Genomic DNA, 24,532 nt, shown 5'->3' with positions numbered 1-24,532 from the left:
TACAGATCCTTTTTCATTAACGATTATCGATTGTTTCAGGATATAAATCGTGATTCATCATGCGATATTCTGCCATTTTTTCATATTTTGTACCAGGACGACCATAGTTACAATATGGATCAATCGAGATACCACCACGTGGTGTGAATTTCCCCCACACTTCAATATAACGTGGATCCATTAATTTGATTAAATCATTCATAATGACATTCATACAATCTTCATGAAAATCTCCATGGTTACGGAAACTAAATAAATACAATTTTAATGATTTACTCTCTACCATTTTTTGCTCTGGAATATAACTAATATAGATCGTTGCAAAATCTGGTTGTCCTGTTTTTGGACATAAGCTTGTAAATTCAGGACAGTTGAACTTTACAAAATAATCACGGTTTGGATGATTATTATCAAATGTCTCTAAAATTTTTGGGCTATATTCAAATAAATATTTTGTATTTTGGTTTCCAAGTAACGTTACATCTTTTAAATCTTCATCTAATCTTCCTGCCATTTTTCATACATCCCTTCAATTCGATTCCTTATACGCCTCGTTTATTTCCCCACACTAACGCGTGAAGCTGAGGTAATACTTTTGCGTCATTCATTTCTTTGCAATGAACAGCTTTTTCAATGAGCCATTCATATTTTTGTAGTAAATTCCTAATAAGAATTGCATCATCCACTGTTTTCGTATCATCATTTCCAACTTGTAAGAAAAACGGTACATGCGGATAACGCTCATGCACTTTTATCGCATATTCAAAATCGTGATCATCAAATACAACGACTTTTAAGCTAAAATCTTTTCCTGCTAATCTTTCAATAACAGAATCCAGCATAATAAAATCAGTTTTCATCTGTGAGCTTGGGGGCTTTGGCGAAATTGTTATTTCGTCAATATGAAGCAACCATTCCTGCCATTTACTTCCTTGCGTCTCAATGGCGGTGCGAATTTGTTTTTCTTGTAATAAAGACAGAAAATCATCTATATTTTTCAACAACACTGGATTCCCACCTGAAATCGTTACATGTGAAAAATTTTCTCCACCAATTTCTACAAGCTCACTCCATATCTCTTCGGGAGTCATTTGCCGAATTTGTTCTTTCGCTGATCCATCCCATGTAAAGGACGAATCGCACCACGCGCAACTATAGTCACAACCTGCTGTACGAATGAACATCGTCTTTTGTCCAACAACCATTCCTTCACCTTGAATGGTCGGCCCAAAAATTTCCAGAACAGGAATTTTACTCACCGATCATCCACTCCCGTCTTACTTCTGCATAACTTGTTGGTGTTTCAAATAGACGAACAAATTCAACCCGTGCTCCTTTATATTCATTTGCACGGTCTTCTTTTGTAAGTGCCTCTGCCATCTTCTCATATATCCAAACGACCATATTTTCAGCTGTCGTATTCATCGCTGGTAATGTTTCATTTAAATAACGATGATCCAAATAAATTTCTATTTCATTTTTCCAAATTTCTTTTATATCTCCAAAGTCAATAGCAAGTCCAATCTCATTTACATATCCACTAATTCCAAAAACAACTTTGTATGTGTGACCATGTAAATTTTTACATTTCCCCTCATAACAGTGCAAATGATGCGCTGCATCAAATGTAAATTCCTTACTTACCATCACTCGTTTATTATGATATTTCAGTTGTTCACGTTGAATGTCCTTGTCCACTTTTTGTAAATTTTCTACAATGCGAAATCCAAAAAAATTCTGTTCCATTATGCGTTCGCTCCTTCGCGTTCTTGTAAATACGTATCTAAACCTGCTTTACGAAGTTTACAAGCTGGACATTCACCGCAGCCATCACCGATTATTCCGTTATAACATGTTAATGTTTTTTCTCTAACAAACTCAAATGCGCCAAGTTCGTCTGACAATTTCCATGTTTCTGCTTTATCAATCCACATAAGTGGTGTATGAATAACAAATGGATAATCCATAGATAAATTTAAAGTAACGTTTAACGATTTCACAAATACATCACGACAATCAGGGTAACCGCTAAAATCTGTTTCACATACGCCCGTTACAATATGACGTGCTCCAACTTGTTTTGCTAGCACAGCTGCAAATGATAAGAATAGTAAATTTCGTCCATCTACAAATGTTGATGGCAATTCACCTTCTTCATGTGTAATCTCCATATCCGTTCTCGTTAACGCATTTGGAGCAAGTTGATTTAATAGGCTCATGTCAAGTACTGTATGTTTAATTCCTAACTCTTTCGCAATATCAGCTGCACAGTCGATTTCTAACTTATGACGTTGATTATAATTAAATGTCACAGCTTCAACTTCTGCGAACTGCTGCATTGCCCAAAATAAACATGTTGTACTATCCTGGCCACCACTAAAAACGACAACTGCTTTTTCTTTTTTCATCTCACTCATTCTCCTTCTCTACTACGAATAAGAAGAAAGAACGTTCTTGAACTGTCACAATAAAAAAACAAAACAATACCTAAGGATATTGTTGTTTCCATAGTTTTTTATAGAGGGAGTTCGCGAACCTCTCCCATGTTATACATGGAATTTCTTCTTTCATTAACAACACATATTGTAACATACTGCACATATCCAGAAAAACATCTGATTTTTCTGTCTTTTTTGTAAGTTTAAGATTCATTTTCTTGTATTTTAATAGTATGATTATACTTATATAAATCCATTTTGATTTCCCAACATATAAGTCGCTGCTATAAAGAACAAAAGGTGACCGCTACTTATTTTCTCTCTTTGTTTTCACTTTGCATGGGGCAGAAAGAGGCGCTGACTGCTTCTATGCATGGCCGGATGCTCTCTCACCTAAAAAGAAAGGTTTTATGTCGGTTTTTCAATTTGTACTTATATAACACCATACATATGAGAATAGGGAGGAGATAAACCTGAAACTCTTTATTATTTATCTCTTTTTAAACATATTATCCATCCTCGTTATGATGCTAATGTATCACTCATTTTGGAATCAAAAAGGGAAACATTCACCTAAGTTAAATTCAACCGTATTTATATTATTTTGCAGTGCTGCAACAATTCTTTGTATTTCTTTTGCAGCAAGGATGGATAATGGATTTCAATTTGATATGCGTCATATTGTATTAATTGTCGGTACGTTAACAGGAGGTCCTATTGCTGGTGGATCGATTTTAGCTGTATTAAACATATACCGTTTTTTGTTAGGAGGCATAGGAGTTTTTCCATCTATTATAGCTTCCATTTGCTTATATATTATTCTCCTTGCCACATACAGACTCTTTCAAAGAGGGAGCAATCATATAAAAGTAGTACTTGCTATTTTATATAGTTTTGTATACGTATTTAGCTGGATTCCTTTTTTCCTTGCTGAAGTTCCTAGCACTGAATATTACCTCCCTCATATTATTGTGTATGAATTATGTACCATCATTGGTACCATTCTTATTCTTTATTTACTAAACGTACTACAATTACAAATACGCCTACAAGAAGAACTAATTAACGCTGAAAAATTTCACCTAATCGGAGAAATGGCTGCCTCTATCTCTCATGAAGTTCGTAATCCTTTAACTTCAACGAAAGGTTTTTTACAACTCCTACAATCCGAAGAATGCTCTGAAGAAGATCGAAAATTATATACAGAAATTGCTATACGTGGTATTGAACAAGCAAATCACGTACTCACAGATTATCTAACATTTGCAAAACCAAGTATAGAAAAAGAACAAGTATTACAAATCGAAGATGAATTACTTCGTGCTGTATCTCTCATTACTCCACTAGCTAATTTGACAAATGTTCGTATAACTTACACAAAGCAAAGCAACATCTTTTGTATTTCTGGAGAAAAACAAAAATTTAACCAATGCTTATTAAACATTTTAAAAAATTGTATTGAAGCCATGCCAAAAGGGGGAGATCTTATTCTCACATTAATACCGAGTCATACACAGATACAGTTAGCCATAAAAGATACTGGTATTGGCATGGATCTAGAACAACTGAAACGTCTTGGTTCTCCCTTCTATTCAACGAAAGAAAAAGGCACTGGACTTGGGATGATGGTCGTATTCAGCATCGTAAAAGCAATGGGTGGAAAAATCGATATTTCAAGTGAAAAAGACATTGGTACAACCTTTCTATTAACTTTCCCACTCATACAAAAAACGTGATGGAATCATCACGTTTTTTCCGTTTCATCAACAAGTTCCGCAAAAGTCTTTACTTTCCCATGCGGTTTTTGATTTTCTTTTCGTGCCTTCCAACTACGCTCTTGCTCTTTCTTTTTGTGTGACATGCTTTCAACTCCTTCTATGTTCTCTTTATGTATTATTCCAAAATAAAAGATAAAAATATGCATCAATCCAGTTTCTTCATCCTCCACTAATAATTAGTCCTCATTAATTAGGATTTTATAAGTGGTTTATCCCCTACCCATCTTCTTTTTCTGCATCTTAAGGAGTGGATATTACTACCCTCGAAAAGCAGGGATAAATAAGAAGAAGCGAGATAATTACTACCTCGCTTCTTCTTATTTATTCAATATAGTTCCCATGTAAATGGGAATTTTTCTTTACCTTTGCAAAATCGCATATTTTGCTTCTTTTAACTGTGTAAGATGGCGTTGTTCATGTAAATCAAGGAATTGAATCCATTGATATAGATTAAGCTCCTGAAACACAGGATGTTTTAACGAATTTTCGAACAATTCTTTTTCGTCTATAATACTATGCAGCGTATGCAATAATTCTGCGCGTGAATGTTCGAGTAATTGAATTCCTTGTTGTCTTTTCATTAATGTTTCTGTTGGTTGCATTTGTTGAGGTGCTTCTCGTTTATATGTTCGATCAAGAGTAAGTTGGAGATCTTTGAGTGGAACTACTTTTTTGTCTTTTTTCTGTAAAGCATACACAAGGGATGAAGTGACAGATTGTTCAATTAGGTGTAGATGATGCATAATTTGAATGATACTCCATTTATCACGGCGCGGTTTTACATTCACTTCCGTATCATTTAACATCTCAATTTCTGATAATAGTGTGTTTCTTGTAGATTGTAACGATTGCAGCAAAGTTTCCAAACTAATATTCATATTAGATTGAAGCATAATTCTCCCCCCTCTTTTTTGGTAAAAAAAGGTGTTTCCAACTTAGAAACACCTTTAAATAAATCTGAATTTTCTTATATTATCTCATTGTTTTATGAATGTGTCGATTACAAAATGTGAAAAAAACAAGGTTGATTTTTACAATTTTGTGTCATCCACTGCATGTAACCACGTTTGAATCTCAGTGATTACGCCTTGCACACACCCATCTGTAAATGGAGATGTCAAATTCGCAATTTCTACTAATTGTAAGAAGGATTGACTTCCACCCTTTTGACAAAGGTTCACATAGTCTTCCCACGCTTCTTGTCTATTGTCTCTTGCTCGCTTCCAAAATTGCAGTGCGCAAATTTGAGCTAATGTATAATCAATATAGTAGAAAGGTGAGCTATAAATATGCCCTTGACGCTGCCAGAAACCACCACGTTCTAAATAATCATTGTCTTCATAGTCTCGATGTGGTAAGTACTTTCTCTCAATATTACGCCATGCCGCTTTGCGATCCTCTGGAGATGCTTCCGGATTTTCATATACATAATGTTGATATTCATCAACAGATACACCGTATGGTAAAAATAGAAGTGCTGAACTTAAATGAGAGAAATAATATTTATCCGTATCTTCCTCAAAGAATAATTTCATCCATGGCCACGTGAAAAATTCCATACTCATAGAATGAATTTCACACGCTTCGTACGTTGGCCAATTGTACTCTGGAATTTCAAACTTCCGACTCTCATATACTTGAAACGCATGACCTGCCTCGTGTGTTAACACATCAATATCACCTGATGTTCCATTAAAGTTCGAGAAAATAAACGGAGCTTTATAATTTTCAATGTATGTACAATAACCGCCACCAGCTTTTCCTTTTTTCGCAACTAAATCTAATAATTCATTATCTAACATAAAGTTGAAGAACTCATCTGTTTCTTTTGATAATTCTTTATACATTGTCTTCCCATGATTAATAATCCACTCTGCATCTCCCTTTGGAGTCGGATTACCTGTTGCATATTCAAAATTCTCATCATAGTAAGCAAGCTTTTCTACACCAATGCGTGCTTGCTGCCTTTTTCGTAATTCTGTCGCAACTGGAACGATGTAATCTAGTACTTGTTTACGATAATTGGCAACCATTTCCGCATTATAATCTGTGCGATACATTCTTGCATATCCAAGTTCAACAAAGTTTTTAAAACCAAGTGTTTTCGCAATCTTCGTTCTTACTTTTACAAGTTCATCATAAATACTGTCTAACTCTTCTTCATGCTCTTCTAAAAAACCATAATAAGCTTCACTTGCTCTTTTACGCATATCTCTATCCGTATGTTGCATAAAAGGTCCAAGTTGTGATAATGTTCTCTCTTCTCCTTCAAAATCAATTTTTGCAGCCGCTAAAAGTTGTGTATATTGCGAAGATAATTTATTTTCTAATTGTAAATCTTTCACAACCTCATCTGAATATGTTTTTGAATTACATTCTGCTAAAGCAAATAATTGTTTCCCATAATAAGCCTCCAGTTCATCACGAAACGGAGAATTCATCAATGCTTTATAATATTTCGTTACATAGCCTTGTACAATCGGAGAATACTCATCAAAAAAATCTTGTTCTTCCTTATAAAAGGGATCCGTTGTATCAACAGAATGGCGGATATAACAAATATTTCCCATTGTACCAAAATCATTGCGAATCTCATTAATTACACCAATTACTTGCTTTTGCTCTTCTATCGTCTTTACATTCTCAAACTGTTCTAAAGCTACAGTGAATTTTTCTTGCAACTCTTCCGTATTTGGGCGTGTATATTCATAGTTCTTAAATGACATGAATATGCCTCCTCTCAATTATATGTACCCTTACTATAATTCCATTTCCTTTTCTGAATCTCCTTTTATTCTTCAACAGAATCCATTAGAAACTGTAACATTCCATCCATACTTCTTGTAGAACGGTGAATGAAATTACTACCTATATAAAATGAAACTTCCATCCGTGAGTTTTTTCTTTATCCTTCAAACCCTCACCTATCTTTCTCGCTTCTCTCTGAATCTTGAGGAAGAGGTTTTTCTGCCCGTAAATAGCGGGATAATCAAAAAAGCCTTTGACCATTTTACATCGAAAGCTTTTTTAACATGTTATATAAAACCATTTTGATTTTTCGACATATAAATCGCTACTATGAATAACAAAAGATGACCTGCACTCTTTTCCTCTCTTTGTTTCCACTTGGCATGGAGCAGGTAAAGGATCTGGCCGCTTCTACGCATGGCCAGTCGCTCTCTCTCATCAAAAAAAGAAAGGTTTTCTGCCGTTTTTTCAATTTGTACTTATATAAATTGAAATTCCCATCACTACTCGGGACTTTGCGAGATAACCCTTTGTTAACTTCCAACACATAAAGTCATGGCTATGAACAACAAAAGGAAATTACTACTCATTTTCTCCTTTTGTTTTCACTTGGCATGGGGCTGAAAAAGGATCTGGCCGCTTCTACGCATGGCCGGTCGCGCTCTCCCATCAAAAAAGAAAGGTTTTCTATCACTTTTCATATTTCCCAACTTTTTTAAGCAAAGATAACAGCTCATTTTTCTCATCTTTTGTTAACATTCCAAAGGAATCCTGTATAACTTTTTCATGCTTTGGAAAAATAGAAGCGATGAAGGTCTCTCCTTCTCCTGTTAACTGTGCATATATAACACGGCGATCATTCGGGCATGGAATTCGTTTCACAAGCCCCTTTTTTTCTAACTTATCAACAACATACGTAATACTTCCACTTGCAATTAAAATACGCTCTCCAATTTGTTGAAGCGGCTGACTACCTTTATGATATATCAATTCTAATACAGCAAACTCAGTTGGATTTAGTCTGTTACTTTGTATTGATTTATTTGTAGCATCCATAACAAAGTGGTGCACACGCGATAATGCAATAAACAATTTCAAAGATTGAGAAATCTCTTCCCTCTCATCATTCAACTTCATACGATTTCAACCCTTCACTTAAATTCACAAAAATTCGAGACAATCTACCAAATAAAAAGTTTTTCCATAAAGCAAAATAGCTATCAATGGTTCATCTTTGTCTCCGAATGATCGCTCAATCATTTCTCATTTTTACTCTTTCCCACATGCTAAGTACTAACTTTCACACATGAAATAAAAACATGACAATTTTAACACAGTTTATATATAATGATAATAAAAAAAAGGAGTAGCAATCTTGAATGGAAAATTACGAAGCATAACTTTTTATATACTGCTTGTTATATTACCGACACTGGGAATCGGTGCAACTTTCTATTCTTATCACACCTACCAAATGCAACAGGAAAACAAACAAGCTGCTCATACTGTTTTATTTTTATATAAGGACTACTTAGATCACCGTATTGGCGAAGCAATTTCCGCCTTAGAGATGCTTGCTATGGTCGTAAATACAGAAACAGAAAATACAAACGGAATTCAGCAAATATTACACGATACCGATGAAAAAGACGAGCGTTTTTCTGGATTATATTATACAAATAAAAACGGCCTAATTACTGTAGCATCAAAAGGTTTAACAACACCAATTCAGGTTGCAGATCGGTATTATATAGCAGAAGCTTTTAAATCAAAAAAAACAACTGTATCATCTGTCATTACAGATCGGGTTCTTGGACACCAAGCTATTATGATTGCCACACCCATTTTTACAAAACACAAACAAATTTCTGGTTTATTGTTGGCTAGTTTACGCTTTGATTATATATCGTCTGCTTTAAATGCTATTAAACCACAATATCATTTTGAAGTAACCGATGAGCATGATGTAGTCTTTTTAACAGATGATAATAACGAACCAACTGGGCAACATACAAACAAAATTTCTACTCCACTACCAAAATTAAAATGGAAAGTTGCTGTTTCTCCATTACCTATTCATAAAACAACTTTATACAAAACCGTTGCGGTAGAATGTATGGTTACTTTATTTTTAATGACAATTTTATTTTTACTCGTTCAATATATTTTGCTGAAACGACAAACAAGATTGGAGAGACAACAAAATGAAATACAAAAAATTGAATTAGTTGGTACTTTTGCAGCTAGTACAGCTCATGAAATCCGTAATCCACTTACTGGAATTAAAGGTCTTGTAGCACTCTTAAAGGAAAAACATATACAAGAACAAGACCAATTTTATTTTTCTGTTATCGAACAAGAAATAAAACGTATCAATGAAATTGTTAGCGAATTTCTTATTCTTGGTAAACCAACAGCGATTATCGAAAAAAAGTATGATGTAAGGGATATTATCAAAGAGGTCTCATTAATTATTCGATCCGAAGCAAATTTGCATAATATTATATTCACCTTGCAGTTACCAGACCATCCTGTTCATATCCGTTGTTCAAAAGATCATATGAAACAAGTGGTTTTAAATATTACAAAAAATGCAATTGAAGCTATGTCATCTGGTGATGTATTAACAATTCAGGTAACCAGTAATAAAGAGCACGCACAATTACACATTATTGACACAGGAAAGGGTATTCCAAAGCATATTCAAAAACACCTCTTTCATCCGTTCTTTACCAGTAAAGATACCGGAACAGGTCTTGGTCTTGTCATATGCAAACGAATTATAGAAATGTATGATGGACAAATTGTGATTGATAGCACAAAAAATAAAGGAACCACAGTTCATATAAAGCTTCCATTAGATTCAGCATAATTATCCTTCTCTGCGGAGGGTAATTATGTTTATTTCATAAAAGCAGTCACAAACATTTTCCAAAAAGCACTTGATTTTCCTTCATATTCTATTTGAAAAAAGGGTACCTTCATAAATGCGAACCATCTTGGTGTTTTTTGTTCTTTATATCGTTGATACTGTACAATAAGCTTGTCCAATTCTTGACTCACTTGAATTGTTTCAGTACTGTTTAATCCGTTTGTTAAACCTAAATGAATCATTTCTTCACGCTTCATATGAATATCACGCGAAAGTTTTTCCATTGTGTACTCCCGTTTTGCTGTAAACATCCATATCCCCCTCATTATTCTTCCATACTCTCTACTTCATTTTCACTCCATACATTCAGACTACAAATGTATATTGTAACCGAATTAGAATACTCAGAAATTCTAACATTTTCTCCCTGTAATTTACAAATCTTTATCCTCACTTTGAGAATTATTACAAATTATTCTATCTTTGTAAATACATTCGCAATAATAGACATTTTTTTCATGGTATTTTTTCCAAACGACAAATAAACTCTACTTTTACATTTTTGATTTCCAGTACTTCGACATTTTTCTCGTTTAATTTATGTAAAAAACGCAAATCATAATTATAGATTTGCGTTTCCATCTTCACAAATACAGTACCTTATTTTATTAAAAAAGATAAATTTTCTATAAAGGTAAACCTTAATCAGTACGAACTTTCTTCATTCCCACTGATTATTAGCACTTACCAATCAGGATTTTAGTGCAGTTCATGCAAATTACATATCTAATTTGTTTCACTAACTAGAAATTTGATAAAGCTTTATTTATAACAAATCACCCATTCAGAAAGGAATTTTTTATATGCGTAAACATATCATTATTTTTTTCATTTTATTATCTACTGTCATTTTTCCTTTTCAAACGTATGCCCATACAAATAAAGTTGCCATTGTAATCGACGACTTTGGAAATAATATGAAGGGAACTGAAAGGATGTTATCACTTCCCATTCCACTTACTGTAGCTGTTATGCCCTTTCTTCCATCTACAAAACAAGATGCAGTAGCTGCACATCAAAAAGGGCATGAAGTTATTATTCATATGCCAATGGAGCCTATTAAAGGAAAAAAAGAATGGCTTGGTCCTAAAGCCATTACAACTGATTTAAGTGATCATGAAATTGAAAGTCGGGTCGAACAAGCGATTCAAGAAGTACCACATGCAATTGGGATGAATAATCATATGGGTTCTAAAGTAACAGCTGATGAAAGAATTATGCGAATCATACTATCAGTATGTAAAAAACATGGCCTATTTTATTTAGATAGTAAAACAAATCCCAATAGCGTAGTACCAAAAATCGGAAAGGAATTAGGAGTTCCTATTGTAGAAAATCAATTATTCTTTGATGATGTTTATACATCATCTCATATTACAAAGCAAGCACAGTTACTTCTACAAAAAATTAAAGAAAAACCTGTCGTAGTAGCAATTGGTCATGTCGGCCCTCCTGGGGAAATTACTTCTCGTGTTATTGAGTCCACCATTCCTAAAGTACGTGAACATGCAGACTTTATTTTCTTATCCGACCTTGTCCTCTCACCACCACCTGTCTCCAAACAAAAATAGAGAGCAGCTATATGCTGCTCTCTATTTTTCATACTACTACCTTATATATAATCTACATGACTCACGCGAAATCCTTTTTTCTCTATTTTTGCAATTAATGATTCTAATGCTTTTTCACTTAAGTCATCTGTAATGTTCACAATAACACGACGAATATATTGATCACCATTGTCCAATGTAAATAATCCACCAATATGATAAGACCTGAGCAACGTTCCTAACTCCTTAATTGTCCCCTTACAATCTTGCGTTGCGATTGTTATTATATAACCACCCGTTTGCATCCCAAATGAATCTTCAATGACATCAAATATATTAGAATGTGTTAAAATGCCAACAAATTCATTGTACTCATTCAATACAGCTAAAAATGGAAGACGCCTAATTACATAAAAGGCTCGAAAAAAAGAATCCTTTTCAAAAATAAATGCAGATTTATCTTCCATAATATCTTTCACACATACATCTTCTAAACCCTCATTACATTTACGTTCTAAAATATCTACTTTATAAATGATCCCTTTAAATCTCTTCTCATCTTCTGCAAGTACAGGGATTGCTCTATATCCCTTCACGTCCATAATTTTTAACGCCTGTTCCCCCGAATCATTATCCTTACAAAATGTCACCTGTTGTTTCGGCAGAAAATGATATTTAACTCGCAAAATACGTTCCTCCTCACATGACGACATGTAATCTATATATAATAAGGAGACCCATATTTTATGAGTGAAATTATTTTTTAAAACGCTTTCATTTATTAGTTTGCACGTGACGAATTATTCTCTTTATATAACTGAACTCTTAGTTCCTTTAATCATCAATAATTTCACGTGATAATTCATTAAATACTCTAACCCTTCTAGCCATTTTTTCGTCTCTTCTGGCGAGTTTCCCCATACAATCATTCCGTAATTATGAACAAGTATAGCACCGCCGCCTTCTATAAAATTAGGAACATGATTCTCTAATAAATCAGCAAACTTCTTTTCATTTTCTACAATCGGAATCGTAATCTCTGTAATTCCTTCTTTTCCAAAAACACGTTCTACAGTGCGTTTTTCAAATGTAACTGCTCCTTCTTTTCCATATAACTCTGATATTAAATGACTATCTACAGTTTGAACTTGCAAAATACACTCCGCATTACCTTTTTTATAAATATCTGCATGCATAAACGATTCAACTGCTGGTTTTTCATCATTTGCAAATACAGGCTCACACATACTATTTACTACAATAAAATCCTCTTCTGCAAATAACCCTTTGTCTCTTCCTTCAATATTTACTAAAAATGTTAATGGTTCTTGTGATGTCCGCATAGATAAACTAATTTTTGTACCATAAAACCAATCACGGAGAGCCAATTCCATTCTTACATCTCTTAACTCTTTCCACTTCTTTAAAAAAAATAACATTTCGTCACCCCCATGAGAATATTACTGTAATGGTTTAGCCATTTCTATGTAAAAGAAGTATTTTTTGATTATTCCAAAAATTTAATTGAATTATCACATGAGAATCTCTTTTTGTCAATACAATTTCTTCATCTACCTGAAAATTAGGCACGTGTTACACAACAAAAAAAGCTCTTTCACAGAGCCTTTTTGTTCATCATTTGAAGCATCTCACTCTTCTCTTGCTCATTAATAATGCCGATCTTTTGTAACATATTTGTATACAATATAAGTTTATTATACAAGCGTTCCGACACCTTTTCCCCTTCTTTCCTCTAGTCAACTTTTTTTCTGTTGGTAAATTATATGAAGGAAGCCGAAAAATGTGTCCATTTTTTTTGCACTGATACAAAACTTTTCAAAGTACCTCTCTCATCTATGTGTAAAACAATAAAACAGTAGGCCCTACAACTTTCGGATTGGAAACCTATATTTAACTAATCGTCCAGCGAATATTATTTTTTGTAATAAATTCTTCAAAACTATGAGGCATTTTTTTATCGCAAATTACGTGCCCAATATCAGAAAAACCGGCGATTCGATAATTTCCTTTTACCCCCAGTTTTGTATGATCACATAAAATAAACGCCTTTTCCGCTAATTGAATCATCGCTTCTGATAACTTAGCTTTTTCCAATTCAAAACTCGAGATTCCAAAACTAGGTAACAATCCATCAATTGAAATAAATGCCTTATGAAAATGAAACTGACGAATGACTTGCTGTGAAATAGATCCTGATACACGACAGTGTTTTGGAGATACCTTTCCTCCAATAAATAATACTTCACCATCAAACATTTTTTTATTTATAGAAGAAATGAATTGGGTTGCAACAGGAAATGAACTCGTCACAACAGTTAAGTTTTTCCGATGAACGAGATACGGGACCATTTGCAGGGGCGTGCTTCCATCATCAATAACAATGACATCTCCATCTTCTACAAAAGTTGCTGCTTTATAGCCAATTCTTTTCTTTTCCTCAATATATAGCATTTCTCTTTCTAGCATAGGGGGCTCTATCCCTGCTCCCGGAAGTTGAACCGCTCCCCCGTATACTTTCTTCAACTTCTTTTCCCGATCAAGCTCTTCTAAATATCTGCGAATGGTTTCTGTTGATACTGAAAATTCACTTGCTAGCTCTGAAACTTTCACTTTTCCCTTAAACTCTACTTTTTCAAGAATACTACGCTTTCTCTCTTCTCCAACAATAGACATAACTTCACCTCATTTTTCTCTCTCCCACTTACTTTTTCGGTTCTGCTTTTTGCCCAAATTCTTTTTCCAAACGTTCTAAAGTTTTATCGCGATTATCAGCCGCCCATTTAAAATCGTTATTTTTATATAACTTATCTGTTACATCTTTTGGGAAACCATCCGGAAGTTTATAATCATTTTTAATCGTCGCGAATCCATTTTTCTGGCTTTTTATCATCTTTAAATTGCGAAAGTACACGATCTACACCTTTTGGAGAGTATTCTTTCAACATTTCTTTCTTTTCTAGAGCTAAAAGACTAGAAGCTGCTGTTCCCCATACAACATCTGCTTGTGTATTTTTCCCTTCTGCTAACAATTTCGCTGTAATAACCCCTGTTGAATCACGAACAATATTTAATTTCACATCTGGGTATTTCTTTTTAAAGGAATCAAGATAACTAGGTACAAGTTCTTCTTCAATTGCTGTGTAAACTGCTAATGATCCAGACAGTTTGTCATCTTTCACTTTCGCCCCAGCAGTTTCTTCTTTCTTAGTACCACATCCCATTAATAAAGAAAATATTCCCCCGGTTGCTACAGCTTTACAGAGTGTTTTTTCACTTTTTCTCTCTCCTTTTATTTTTCTTATGTACAACTCCAATATAAACGCCAAGTGTAAAAACAGTATTAAACTAACATTAATCTTTTGTTTGTTGTTTGTTTTTGTGTAATACGTTGCTACTTCAATGTTTTTTCATATTTTTTCACAACAAAAAAACAGAAAATTTACAATTAATTAAGAAAAGATTAAAAATTCCACAAAAAAATGAGGCGTTTGTAAAAAACGCCTCATTTTTGCTTACCCTTTTTTGAATTGCGATTTGCATATTTCGCTGGATTTTCATTTTCATACTCTACCGCAAATTCCGCATCCGGTAGGCTTTCTTTTGGAGTTTTATTATGATTCATTGCCGCATGTTGTTTTACTTTTCGTTTTACCACTTACAATACCTTCCTTCACTGTAATGACATCTTACTTTCTATATTAGTTTGAGAAAACTTTCAAAAATTATTGATGGGAAGTGTTAACAAGTACAAAGCAACGTATATATGGAAACACTATATCTGAACAGGAAATTCATATTTCCTACTATAATAAAGAAGGAACGATTACTTTGAAGAAAAAACAACAAATTCATTCACCCATTTTAGATGAAACCTTGCCGCATCAAATGAATTTCCCCTCCTTTAAAGGAACAGGAAAACAAATGCAACAACCCTTTATTAATCAATACGATGTTGTAATTGGAGATAGTAAATACAATTCTAAAAATAGCCCACTTAACAATTGGAGTGATGAAGTTGATCCGGCCATTATGGCTGGCGAAGAATGGATCCATCCAACAAATGATATCGGATGGATTTCAGAAGAAAATCAAGAAGTGTTACGAAACAAAACAGACGGGGTTGAAGATTCATTTATGCACCCTCAATTTGGTATTAACGATTAAAAAACCATTCTACCTTTATAGGTAGAATGGTTTCATGTTATCCAATAATAATTCTCTCTTTGGGATATTTATAGCGAGGTGGTTGTTCCCTTCCACCACTTGCTAAAATAAATGTTAAAATACCAACACGACCAATAAACATGAGAACAATTAATACAAGTTTTCCAGCAGTTGTTAAATCAGAAGTGATACCTGTTGATAACCCAGTCGTTCCAAATGCAGAACATACTTCAACAATTAAACTCATAAATGGTGCATTTTCAGTCATCGATAAAATAAATAAAGCAAAAGCACATAATAAAATCCCCATAGTCATAACAACGGACGCTTTTAAAACGTCTTCCTCATGCAATTGCCGTTTAAAAACACGTACCGTTCTGTCACCTTTTGCAAACGTATATAGGGAAAGAATATTCACAGCAAACGTCGTTGTACGTATTCCCCCTCCAACTGAACTTGGAGAAGCACCAATAAACATTAAAACACTCATAAATAAAAGCGTCGGCTGTGACAAGTCACGTATATCCATTGTCGCTAATCCACCACTTCTCGTTGTAACGGATTGAAACAACGTATAAAATACCGTTTCATGCCAGGATTTCCCTAATAAAAACTGATTTCGCTCCAATAAAAAAATAACGATTGTTCCCACAATAATAAGCGAGAAAAATGTCGTTGTTGTCAATTTTGTAAATAGTGAAAAACGAAACAATTGATGTTTTTCCTTACTCAAATACTGTTTTACTTCCATTAGCACAGGAAAGCCAATTGCTCCTAAAATAATAAGAAGCATATGAATTATTTGTACAATATAGTCTTTCTGATATGGAATAAGCGACTGACCAGTTAAATCAAATCCACCATTCGTTGTTGCACTAATAGAGGCAAAAAAACCATGAAAATACGCTTCTTTCCAACTTGGGAAATAGAGTAAAAATCTTGTTCCTAATAGAAGCGCCCCAACCACTTCTATCGAAATAATCAAAATTAAAATAGACCGCATCAACTCAACAAGCCCTGATAAATTTCCTTGGTTATGATCTGCCATAATTAATCGTCTTCGCTGCAATCCTATTTTCTTACCTGTTATCATCCAAACAAATGTACCAAGTGCCATAATTCCTAAACCGCCTAATTGTAATACGAGCGCTAAAATCATAATACCTGCCGTATTAAACGTATCTGGAATAGAAACCACTGAAAGCCCCGTAACACTAACAGCGCTAACAGATATAAATAACGCATCTATAAAAGTCCATTTTACACCTGGCTTAATGACAAATGGTAAACTTAATAAAATTACAGAAACAATTACTGCTATGAAATAAAATAAAACAATAAGCTGTACCGGACGCAATTTTTGCAAAAATTTCTTTATATCTCTCATCCCATCACTTCGCTACCTTTTTTCTATCGATTAAACAAAGAAAAATCATCATTTTCTTTATTTGTAAATAACTGCTGAAATAGTTTTGCAAATACCATTCCATATACAGTTCCATTTCCTCCATACGGTAATGCATAATACAAATTAGAGACTTTATCATCTTCTTTACAAATAGGAAGACCATCATGACTTCCGCCAAATGCAGCAGCCCAATAATATTCAGCTCTTATATTTGAAAGATTTGGAAACATCTCTTGTATAATTTTAGTTAGCAACTCTCGTTTATGCAATAACTTTGTATCACCAAATTTCTGAAGTTGCATCGCTTCATCTAATCCGCCTACAATAATTCTATTTTTGTACGTACGAAAATACAAATACGGCCGAGCAGTTTCCCAAATTAATGATTGTTCGTGCCACCCATTAAAATGCTCTTGCTCATTTGTAACAATAGCATAAGAGGTTTCTACCGTTGTATTTGCTTCTTTTTTCCCAAATAGTGTTTCATATCCTGTAGCCATAATCACTGCTTTCGCTACAATTTTCTTACCTATTTTTGTGTAAGAAACCAAATCTTTTTGAACAGGCTTAATATGCACAACCTCTGTATTTTCAAAAATAGAAGCACCTAGCTGGTTTGCTTTATGTATAAGACCATGAGCTAACATATACGGGTTCACTTCTGCATCCCCCCCTGTATATAATGCTGCCGGTTTTGTAAATGAATATCGTTTCTTAATATCAGATTCTGTAAAATACTCAACAGGAAATCCGTAACGTTGTAATGTACGATACTCTTCTTGAAGGAATGAAATATCTTCATTTTGACTTGCATAATATAAGCTTCTTCTCGGAATAAAACAAGGATCAATATCTAACATTGGAACAACCTGTTCCAATGTTCGCAGTGCCTAGTAACAAAGCTGATAAGCTCGCACCCCTTTTGCTTCCCCAAATGTATGAATCAAAGATGTCAATGACTTATCATGAACAAATTGTAGTAATCCTGTATTAGCAACTGTGCTTCCGTGTGCAATTTTTCGTTTATCAATCAACGTGACACTCATTCCTAATTTTGTTAAAAAATATGCAATTTGAGCGCCTGATTCTCCGCTTCCAACAATAAGCACATCACATATCATATCATTTTCTAATATCGGATAACAAGGCATACAAGCTTCTTCATTCCAGTATAACTTCCCTAATGCTAATTTCATAACTATTCTCCTACAATTGAATTTCCTCCCTTTTATTTTTTGTTACTTTACATAAAAAAATCCAGCTAGCCTATGCTAGCTGGATTTTCCATTTCATTCGTATGAACAAAAAAGATATGTGTTCAAGCCATATTAATCACTTTTTCACTTCAATTAGAGCGTTCCTCAAGCCAATTTCCAACTGTAGGATACGTTTGTTTTACAGCCGTTCCACCATATACAACTGACATATGTCCTGTCGGCAAGCACACATACTGTTTGTCTGTACTAGAAATATGGTCCAGCAACGCCTCTACTTGGCATGGCAATGCAATATGATCACGTTTTGCAGAAATATTTAAGACATTTGCCTTAATGTTTTCAAGTTTTACTTTTTGACCTCGAATCACGAGCTCACCTTTAACCAATTTATTATTTTGATAAAAATCGCGAATCCATTGTCGATACGATTCACCTGGGAATGGGATACCATCTCCAACCCATTTTTGAATTAGCTTCCAGCTTTCAACAAAGCGCTCATTTTCTGAGCGATCAAGTAAAGCAACATACGGACCAACAAAGTTTGTAATTGGCTTTAACATTTTATTTCCGAAATCAATCATTTCCGGCGGTATATTTCCAAATGTATCAACTGCTTTGTCTAAGTTAAAATACTTTTCATCTAATAATGGACCATATAATCCGGTTTCAGAGAAATCAAATGGACTTGTCATAAAAATTAAATTTCGAATCGGCATATGTGGGTGAAGTGCCGCATAAATGGATGTTAGCGTACCACCCATACAATATCCGAGTAGAGATACCTCGTCCGCTTTTGCAGTTCGCATTACTTTTTTAACTGCTTTTGCAATATAGTCGAACACAAAATCATCAAACTTTAAATGACTATCTTCTAAACCGAATGTGCCCCAATCAAGCATATACACATCAAAACCACGATCTACTAAATATTCCACCAAACTATTTCCTGGTGTCAAATCCATAATATATGGTTTATTAATTAGCGCATAGATCAATAAAATGGGAACCGAATGTGTTTTTTCCTGCTTTGGAATGTAACGATACAGCTTCGTTTTATTTTTCGTCCAAATGACCTCTTTTGGAGTTAAAGCAACTTGTGGCTCTGGTTCACGCAGTAAAACTTCACTCGCTCTTTTAAAACGACGATATGCTTTTCGATATTCTTCTGGGTATAGTTCCAATTGCTTTTCCCATTCTGTTACGAATGTAGTCATTTTCCTATCTCCTTTTTAACTGATTTCCTTCTTCAAGAAAGAAGTGCACTCCTGCTATGGATATGCACTTTCTCCTTGCTTCATTACATATATAATCCGCCGTTAATATTTAACTGTTGACCAGTGATATACGCTCCATCACGGCACAAGTATACAACACCTTTTGCAATTTCATCCGCTTGTCCGAAACGTTTCTTTGGAATCTTAGAAACGATTTTTTGACGAACATCTTCCGGCACTTCTGCTACCATTTCTGTATCAATGAATCCTGGGCAAATCGCATTCACTGTTACATTTGTTTTCGCAAGTTCTAGCGCTAATGACTTTGTAAATCCTAACATACCAGCTTTTGCTGCTGAATAGTTTGTTTGTCCAAATCCACCAGCTTGTCCAATAATAGAAGAAATGCTAATGATTCTACCCTCTTCTGATTCTGTTATGTAAGGAAGTGCCGCACTCGTTGTATTAAATACACTACTTAAGTTTACATCGATTACGCGATCCCAATCTTCACGGTTTAATTTTTTGAAAGTACGGTCTCTTGTAATACCAGCATTATTTACAAGAATATCTACCTTACCAAAATGATTCACAGCTTCATCTACAAGGCGCTTCGCATCTTCTAGCTTAGAAACATCTGCCTGAACTGCATATACATCATGACCTTCTGTTCCTAATTCATTCACTAGATTTTCAGCCGCTTCTTTACTGCTATTATAGTTAATAACAACCTTTGCTCCCTCTTTTGCTAATGCTACTGTAATCGCTTTACCAATTCCTTTTGCCCCACCTGTTACGATTGCTACTTTACCATTTAATTGAACCATTTCTATTCCCCCTTTATTGAATTTGTTAGATATAAGAATGCATCACCTTGATGCATATTTTAAAACGATATTCTACATACAAACTATTTTCAGCTGTTCATACCATTCGTAAAAGAGGTTCTCCCTTTCCCTTTTTGAACGTATAAACAACACTTCTTAACTACTTTTTATTCTCTGGTTTCAGAGGCGCTTTCGCCACTTCTTTCTCTGGTTCCTGTAATTTTGCTAACACTTCATTTTGTTTTTCAAGTAATCCTAAAATCTTATCCACTTTATCTTCTAATGTACGAATATCTTGTTTCACTTTTGTTACATCACGTTTTAGCGTAGGAGATTGTCCTAAAGAATCTGCTTTTTCTTCCAAAAACTCTTCGATGTTATCAACTTTATTTTCTAAGTTAATAACAAGCGTAGCTACTCTTGCGATATCGTCTTGGGTTGGCATGTTCACTTTTTCTAAATAGCCTTTTGTTGCATCATTCAACATCTTCTGATAAAACAAATTCAAATCTAGAACGCTTCCCATCCAAGCAGAATATTCTTCTGTTTTGATTGTTTCATTGAGCGTTTTTCCCCAAAATGTTTCGGTCTGTTCATAAGCTTCTTTCCATGCTTGTAGTGGATCGAATTTTTGATCAATCACTTCTCCTACACTCCTTTATTCGTTTTTGAAACAATTCAACCTATTCACTATTTTCTAATATTCTGAATAAAACTTCAAGTCTGTATTTTGTTTTTTTCTATATTCCAACAAATGTATTGACATAGAAAACAGATAGGTGTAAATTGCACTTATAAGCAAAAAATTCCATTTAACTGATTCATGAGGTGATGCACAATCATGCTACATAATGAACCAGAACAACAAGAAAGTTTGGAAACAAACCAAGCGAAACAACCAAACTCCATGCCAAAAAACTTCTTAGTTCCCTTCTTACTTCTCTGTCTAAAAGACTGGAGTCTTCACGGTTACAAACTGATTCAAATGCTAATGGATATTGGCTTTTCTTCCGTTGACCAAGGTAATGTTTATAGAACCTTGCGCAAGTTAGAAAAAGAAAACCTCATATCTTCCACTTGGGATACAAGTGAAGGAGGGCCAGCAAAGCGAATTTATTCTTTAACAGAATATGGAGAGCAATATTTAGCAACATGCGCGACCTCTTTTGAACATTACCAAAATATGTTGCGAACATTCTTCACGTTATACACCAATGCATTCTTTCCATTTTCTACTTCTCCAGAAAAGGATGAAAAAAAATCTTCATCTTCACCTGGTGGTACAGCAGAATAATCTGCGTTCACAATATGCAAAAAAATATTTGGAGGTCAAACCATGGAAACTAAACCATACGAACTGGTCGATGCATTTTGGAAAAATTGGTCACATTCTCTTTCCCTTTTCTCTTCAGCAGGGAAACAATTGGAGCAACTTACTTTAGAAACTTTAAAACAACAGCAGGATGCTTTGCATAAATTAACAGCAGGAGTAGATGAACTCGAAAAAGAACTACAACAATTCACTACTCAATTTAATAGTCAATATACAGAATACGTGAAGCAATTCACAGGCAACTCCTTAAATGAACAAATTAACGAATGGCAAGAAAAATGGAACGAACTTTCTAATCATATTCATCAACTTACTGTGTCTCCAACAAAAACATCTTTATCGATTCTTACTCAAACGAACGGCAAGTTTGAAGAAACAACAAAACAATTCATTGAACAACAACAACTTCAACGTGACGAGGGTCAAAAACAATTAGAAGGTTTTTTGGAAGAATTCAAATCTACACAACTGGAACTCGTAAAAAAGTTCGAGGAAAACTCAAAAAATCTATTTACTTCCATCAAGTAAGGAAAATGTGGCAGCTTACCGCAGAACAAACTAAACTCTTTCTTCCTCCCATTGCATCAAGATGGCTTACATTTTTCGATATGGAAAAGAAGGAGGAAAAAATGAATCCATTTCAAGAAGCGCAGTCTGTTCCAGAGCTTCATTATGATGAGATTCAAGTTGGCGATCAAGCATCCTTAACAAAAACGATTACCAATGAAGACATTATCACTTTTGCAAAACTGACCGGGGATGTAAATCCAATTCATATTCTGGACTCTTTTGCAAAAACAACAATGTTTAAAGAAAGAATTGCACATGGTATGCTTGTTTCAGGATTTATTTCGACCATTCTCGGAACAAAATTACCAGGAAAAAACACAATTTATTTATCACAAAATGTATCATTTCGTGCACCTGTAAAAATTGGTGATACCTTACGCGTAGTCGCAGAAGTTATCAAAAAACGTGATGATAAAAAAATTATTACGTTGCAAACAAATGTATATAATCAATGGAATGATATAGTTGTCGAAGGTACAGCAACAATAATGAAAAAAGAGTAGCACACATGCTACTCTTTTTTCGTATCCAATAACTTCTAATCTCACCGATTACTTCCGTGTATGACCAAACATATAACACATACACTAACGATACCAGTTTATACAGTGAGCTAGCTTGTATCAGCAAAACATTCCTTTACTGCTCATTAAAAACAAATAAACTGGAATATAAATTAGGATGTGTTATCAATGGTAAAAACAAATAAATTACTTGTTCCTGGTGCTGAGCAAGCGCTAGAACAATTTAAATATGAAATTGCACAAGAGTTTGGTGTAAGCTTAGGTTCGAATACAGCATCTCGTTCTAACGGATCTGTCGGTGGCGAAGTAACAAAACGTCTCGTTTCCTTAGCACAACAACAATTACGTGGATAATTCTATAAATAATTGATTCAGGGGCAGATATATTCTGCCTCTTTTCCTTTTCAACATACATTGTAATTCTTTTTGACATACTACAAAGAGCAAGCCGAAAGGAAAGGTATATACTATGAAACGGATTAATATTAAAATGAGTCCTCCTCGTGTACTTACGTTATCTTTTATTGCACTATCCATTATCGGAACATGCCTATTAAAACTGCCTATCTCCACTACAACTTCAATTTCTTGGCTAGATGCATTATTTACAACTGTTTCTGCATTTACAGTTACAGGACTTGGCGTTGTTGACACCGGAAAAGTGTTCACCCTATTTGGGCAACTTGTCATTTTAACACTCATACAAGTTGGCGGTCTCGGCATTATGAGCTTTGCTATATTAATCGCGATTATGCTCGGGAGAAAAATCGGTCTCCAAAATCGAATTTTACTACAGCAAGCATTAAATCAAACAAATATCGGCGGAGTGATTCGTCTCGCAAAATCATTATTTCTATTTTCTTTTACCATTGAATGTTTCGCTACTCTTCTTCTTGCTTTTGAATGGGTTCCAAAATACGGTGTTTTTAACGGACTATATTATAGTTTTTTTCATGCCATTTCAGCATTTAACAACGCCGGATTTTCCATTTGGACTGATAATTTAATGTCACAATCTCATAGTATACTCGTCAACATAGTCATTTCCTCTCTCATTATTTTAGGCGGAATTGGTTTCACAGTCATAGTGGATATAAAAAGAAAACGCAACTTTAAGAACCTTACATTACACTCTAAACTTATGCTCTCATCTACTCTTATTGTAAATATTGCTGCTACAATTTTAATTTTTATATTTGAATTCCATAATCCAATTTCTATGAAAGGATTTACACCGTTTGAAGAAGGACTAGCAGCCTATTTCCAAGCTGTTTCCACACGTACAGCTGGTTTTAATACTGTAGACATGGCACAATTAACAAAACCATCTCTTTTACTAATGATGTTGCTCATGTTCATTGGAGCTGGTAGTGCTTCAACAGGTGGCGGCATTAAATTAACAACCTTTTTAATTATGCTACTCGGGGTTCTTAAATTTTTACAAGAGCAAGATGACATTGTCATCTTTAAAAAATCAATAAAAGATGGTTTGATTGTAAAATCACTTGCCATTGTAGTCATTTCAATCTCATTTATTTTTTTCGCCATATTAATTTTAAGTATCACCGAACAAGTTCCCCTCTTAATGAGTGCCTTTGAAGTATTTTCGGCATTTGGGACTGTTGGTCTCAGTATGGGACTTACCTCAAAATTGACAATAATCGGAAAGATAACCATTATCTTTATGATGTTTTTTGGAAAAATGGGTCCTTTAACATTAGCATTTTCTTTTGCACATAAAAAACAAAGAAAGATAAAATATCCAAACGAAGACATTTTAACAGGTTGACAAACATTTACATTATCCA

Annotated in this window: 26 protein-coding genes, 2 pseudogenes and 1 riboswitch; of the genes and pseudogenes, 9 read left to right on the top strand and 19 right to left on the bottom strand. The window is 34.3% G+C overall.

All coding sequences use genetic code 11. The annotated features are described in order from the left end of the window. Nucleotides 1–16: 16 nt before the first annotated feature. The 4 genes from queF to queC are packed head-to-tail and all read right to left on the bottom strand — an operon-like array spanning nt 17 to nt 2,408. Nucleotides 17–514: a preQ(1) synthase gene (gene queF, locus BPMYX0001_RS06120; protein WP_003196088.1), complete on the bottom strand. Its 498-nt coding sequence runs from the start codon at nt 512–514 to the stop codon at nt 17–19. Nucleotides 515–542: 28 nt separating this feature from the next. Then, complete coding sequence (gene queE, locus BPMYX0001_RS06115) at nt 543–1,259, bottom strand: 7-carboxy-7-deazaguanine synthase QueE (RefSeq protein ID WP_018764168.1); 717 nt, start codon at nt 1,257–1,259, stop codon at nt 543–545. Then, nucleotides 1,252–1,746, bottom strand: coding sequence for a 6-carboxytetrahydropterin synthase QueD (gene queD / locus BPMYX0001_RS06110; protein WP_003196086.1), 495 nt, complete (start codon nt 1,744–1,746; stop codon nt 1,252–1,254). Before queD ends, queE begins: the two co-directional genes overlap by 8 nt. Further along, the gene (gene queC, locus BPMYX0001_RS06105; RefSeq protein ID WP_018764167.1) at nt 1,746–2,408 is read right to left on the bottom strand and encodes a 7-cyano-7-deazaguanine synthase QueC; all 663 of its coding nucleotides are present in this window, start codon (nt 2,406–2,408) and stop codon (nt 1,746–1,748) included. The genes queD and queC overlap by 1 nt, the downstream gene beginning before the upstream one ends. A 93-nt stretch (nt 2,409–2,501) precedes the next feature. Then, a riboswitch (PreQ1 riboswitch) is annotated at nt 2,502–2,545 on the bottom strand. A gap of 420 nt (nt 2,546–2,965) precedes the next feature. On the opposite strand from queC, the gene BPMYX0001_RS06100 reads away from it, so the two are divergent. Further along, nucleotides 2,966–4,174: an ATP-binding protein gene (locus tag BPMYX0001_RS06100; protein WP_026008420.1), complete on the top strand. Its 1,209-nt coding sequence runs from the start codon at nt 2,966–2,968 to the stop codon at nt 4,172–4,174. Nucleotides 4,175–4,182: 8 nt separating this feature from the next. Here BPMYX0001_RS06100 and BPMYX0001_RS33835 read toward each other — a convergent pair whose 3' ends face one another. The 4 genes from BPMYX0001_RS33835 to BPMYX0001_RS06080 all read right to left on the bottom strand — a co-directional run bounded on the left by BPMYX0001_RS33835 (nt 4,183) and on the right by BPMYX0001_RS06080 (nt 8,101). Next, on the bottom strand, nt 4,183–4,299 hold the full coding sequence (locus tag BPMYX0001_RS33835; protein WP_000018497.1) for a DUF6254 family protein: 117 nt from the start codon (nt 4,297–4,299) through the stop codon (nt 4,183–4,185). Between the two features lie 276 nt (nt 4,300–4,575). Further along, nucleotides 4,576–5,109 (bottom strand): DinB family protein, encoded by a 534-nt coding sequence (locus BPMYX0001_RS06090; RefSeq protein ID WP_006094103.1) that lies wholly within the window; start codon nt 5,107–5,109, stop codon nt 4,576–4,578. Between the two features lie 138 nt (nt 5,110–5,247). Continuing rightward, nucleotides 5,248–6,942: a M3 family oligoendopeptidase gene (locus BPMYX0001_RS06085; protein ID WP_003196081.1), complete on the bottom strand. Its 1,695-nt coding sequence runs from the start codon at nt 6,940–6,942 to the stop codon at nt 5,248–5,250. Between the two features lie 712 nt (nt 6,943–7,654). Further along, nucleotides 7,655–8,101 carry a MarR family winged helix-turn-helix transcriptional regulator gene (locus BPMYX0001_RS06080; RefSeq protein ID WP_006094102.1) on the bottom strand — a complete coding sequence of 149 codons (447 nt, stop codon included), beginning with the start codon at nt 8,099–8,101 and terminating at the stop codon, nt 7,655–7,657. 238 nt (nt 8,102–8,339) lie between these two features. Here BPMYX0001_RS06080 and BPMYX0001_RS06075 point away from each other — a divergent pair, with 238 nt between their 5' ends. Then, entirely contained in the window at nt 8,340–9,836 is a 1,497-nt protein-coding gene (locus tag BPMYX0001_RS06075) for a DUF3149 domain-containing protein (RefSeq protein ID WP_018764165.1), read from the top strand. Nucleotides 9,837–9,865: 29 nt separating this feature from the next. On the opposite strand, the gene BPMYX0001_RS06070 is transcribed toward BPMYX0001_RS06075, so the two are convergent. Continuing rightward, a complete protein-coding gene (locus tag BPMYX0001_RS06070) occupies nt 9,866–10,147 on the bottom strand; it encodes an aspartyl-phosphate phosphatase Spo0E family protein (protein ID WP_006094100.1) in 282 nt (93 codons plus the stop codon). Between the two features lie 552 nt (nt 10,148–10,699). Between BPMYX0001_RS06070 and BPMYX0001_RS06065 the strand changes: the two genes are divergently transcribed. Then, entirely contained in the window at nt 10,700–11,467 is a 768-nt protein-coding gene (locus BPMYX0001_RS06065; RefSeq protein ID WP_006094099.1) for a divergent polysaccharide deacetylase family protein, read from the top strand. Between the two features lie 41 nt (nt 11,468–11,508). Here the strand turns inward: BPMYX0001_RS06065 and cbpA are convergent, their stop codons facing one another. The 5 genes and pseudogenes from cbpA to BPMYX0001_RS32970 form a co-directional block, all read right to left on the bottom strand. After that, a complete protein-coding gene (gene cbpA / locus BPMYX0001_RS06060) occupies nt 11,509–12,132 on the bottom strand; it encodes a cyclic di-AMP binding protein CbpA (protein WP_018764164.1) in 624 nt (207 codons plus the stop codon). Between the two features lie 123 nt (nt 12,133–12,255). After that, on the bottom strand, nt 12,256–12,885 hold the full coding sequence (locus tag BPMYX0001_RS06055; protein WP_006094098.1) for a class II aldolase/adducin family protein: 630 nt from the start codon (nt 12,883–12,885) through the stop codon (nt 12,256–12,258). Between the two features lie 472 nt (nt 12,886–13,357). Next, nucleotides 13,358–14,140: a DeoR/GlpR family DNA-binding transcription regulator gene (locus BPMYX0001_RS06050; protein WP_003196072.1), complete on the bottom strand. Its 783-nt coding sequence runs from the start codon at nt 14,138–14,140 to the stop codon at nt 13,358–13,360. Nucleotides 14,141–14,168: 28 nt separating this feature from the next. Next, a pseudogene (locus tag BPMYX0001_RS30340) lies at nt 14,169–14,688 on the bottom strand (2-aminoethylphosphonate-binding protein). A 281-nt stretch (nt 14,689–14,969) separates the two neighbouring features. After that, nucleotides 14,970–15,122: a hypothetical protein gene (locus BPMYX0001_RS32970; RefSeq protein WP_000240797.1), complete on the bottom strand. Its 153-nt coding sequence runs from the start codon at nt 15,120–15,122 to the stop codon at nt 14,970–14,972. Nucleotides 15,123–15,295: 173 nt separating this feature from the next. Between BPMYX0001_RS32970 and BPMYX0001_RS06030 the strand changes: the two genes are divergently transcribed. Beyond that, nucleotides 15,296–15,631 carry a DUF3905 domain-containing protein gene (locus BPMYX0001_RS06030; protein ID WP_016113926.1) on the top strand — a complete coding sequence of 112 codons (336 nt, stop codon included), beginning with the start codon at nt 15,296–15,298 and terminating at the stop codon, nt 15,629–15,631. Between the two features lie 37 nt (nt 15,632–15,668). On the opposite strand, the gene BPMYX0001_RS06025 is transcribed toward BPMYX0001_RS06030, so the two are convergent. The 5 genes and pseudogenes from BPMYX0001_RS06025 to phaR form a co-directional block, all read right to left on the bottom strand. Then, nucleotides 15,669–17,018 (bottom strand): TrkH family potassium uptake protein, encoded by a 1,350-nt coding sequence (locus tag BPMYX0001_RS06025; RefSeq protein WP_006094095.1) that lies wholly within the window; start codon nt 17,016–17,018, stop codon nt 15,669–15,671. 23 nt (nt 17,019–17,041) lie between these two features. Beyond that, nucleotides 17,042–18,235: pseudogene (locus tag BPMYX0001_RS29270) on the bottom strand (NAD(P)/FAD-dependent oxidoreductase). Nucleotides 18,236–18,384: 149 nt separating this feature from the next. Continuing rightward, on the bottom strand, nt 18,385–19,470 hold the full coding sequence (gene phaC / locus BPMYX0001_RS06015; RefSeq protein ID WP_003196066.1) for a class III poly(R)-hydroxyalkanoic acid synthase subunit PhaC: 1,086 nt from the start codon (nt 19,468–19,470) through the stop codon (nt 18,385–18,387). A gap of 83 nt (nt 19,471–19,553) precedes the next feature. Next, nucleotides 19,554–20,297 (bottom strand): acetoacetyl-CoA reductase, encoded by a 744-nt coding sequence (locus tag BPMYX0001_RS06010; RefSeq protein WP_003196065.1) that lies wholly within the window; start codon nt 20,295–20,297, stop codon nt 19,554–19,556. Between the two features lie 160 nt (nt 20,298–20,457). Continuing rightward, a complete protein-coding gene (gene phaR / locus BPMYX0001_RS06005) occupies nt 20,458–20,940 on the bottom strand; it encodes a polyhydroxyalkanoic acid synthase subunit PhaR (RefSeq protein ID WP_006094092.1) in 483 nt (160 codons plus the stop codon). 198 nt (nt 20,941–21,138) lie between these two features. Here phaR and phaQ point away from each other — a divergent pair, with 198 nt between their 5' ends. The 5 genes from phaQ (at nt 21,139) to BPMYX0001_RS05980 (ending at nt 24,513) form a co-directional block, all read left to right on the top strand. After that, on the top strand, nt 21,139–21,591 hold the full coding sequence (gene phaQ / locus BPMYX0001_RS06000) for a poly-beta-hydroxybutyrate-responsive repressor (RefSeq protein ID WP_003196063.1): 453 nt from the start codon (nt 21,139–21,141) through the stop codon (nt 21,589–21,591). A gap of 42 nt (nt 21,592–21,633) precedes the next feature. Continuing rightward, the gene (gene phaP / locus BPMYX0001_RS05995) at nt 21,634–22,158 is read left to right on the top strand and encodes a polyhydroxyalkanoic acid inclusion protein PhaP (RefSeq protein WP_003196062.1); all 525 of its coding nucleotides are present in this window, start codon (nt 21,634–21,636) and stop codon (nt 22,156–22,158) included. Between the two features lie 101 nt (nt 22,159–22,259). Further along, a complete protein-coding gene (locus BPMYX0001_RS05990; RefSeq protein WP_018764158.1) occupies nt 22,260–22,703 on the top strand; it encodes a MaoC family dehydratase in 444 nt (147 codons plus the stop codon). Nucleotides 22,704–22,892: 189 nt separating this feature from the next. Next, entirely contained in the window at nt 22,893–23,078 is a 186-nt protein-coding gene (locus tag BPMYX0001_RS05985) for an alpha/beta-type small acid-soluble spore protein (RefSeq protein ID WP_000241213.1), read from the top strand. 115 nt (nt 23,079–23,193) lie between these two features. Next, entirely contained in the window at nt 23,194–24,513 is a 1,320-nt protein-coding gene (locus tag BPMYX0001_RS05980) for a TrkH family potassium uptake protein (RefSeq protein ID WP_006094090.1), read from the top strand. Nucleotides 24,514–24,532 lie beyond the last annotated feature (19 nt).

This window comes from Bacillus pseudomycoides DSM 12442, from assembly GCF_000161455.1.
Lineage (GTDB): Bacteria > Bacillota > Bacilli > Bacillales > Bacillaceae_G > Bacillus_A > Bacillus_A pseudomycoides.
Note: the sequence above shows the minus strand (reverse complement) of the source record. Positions and strands in the feature narration are given on the sequence as shown.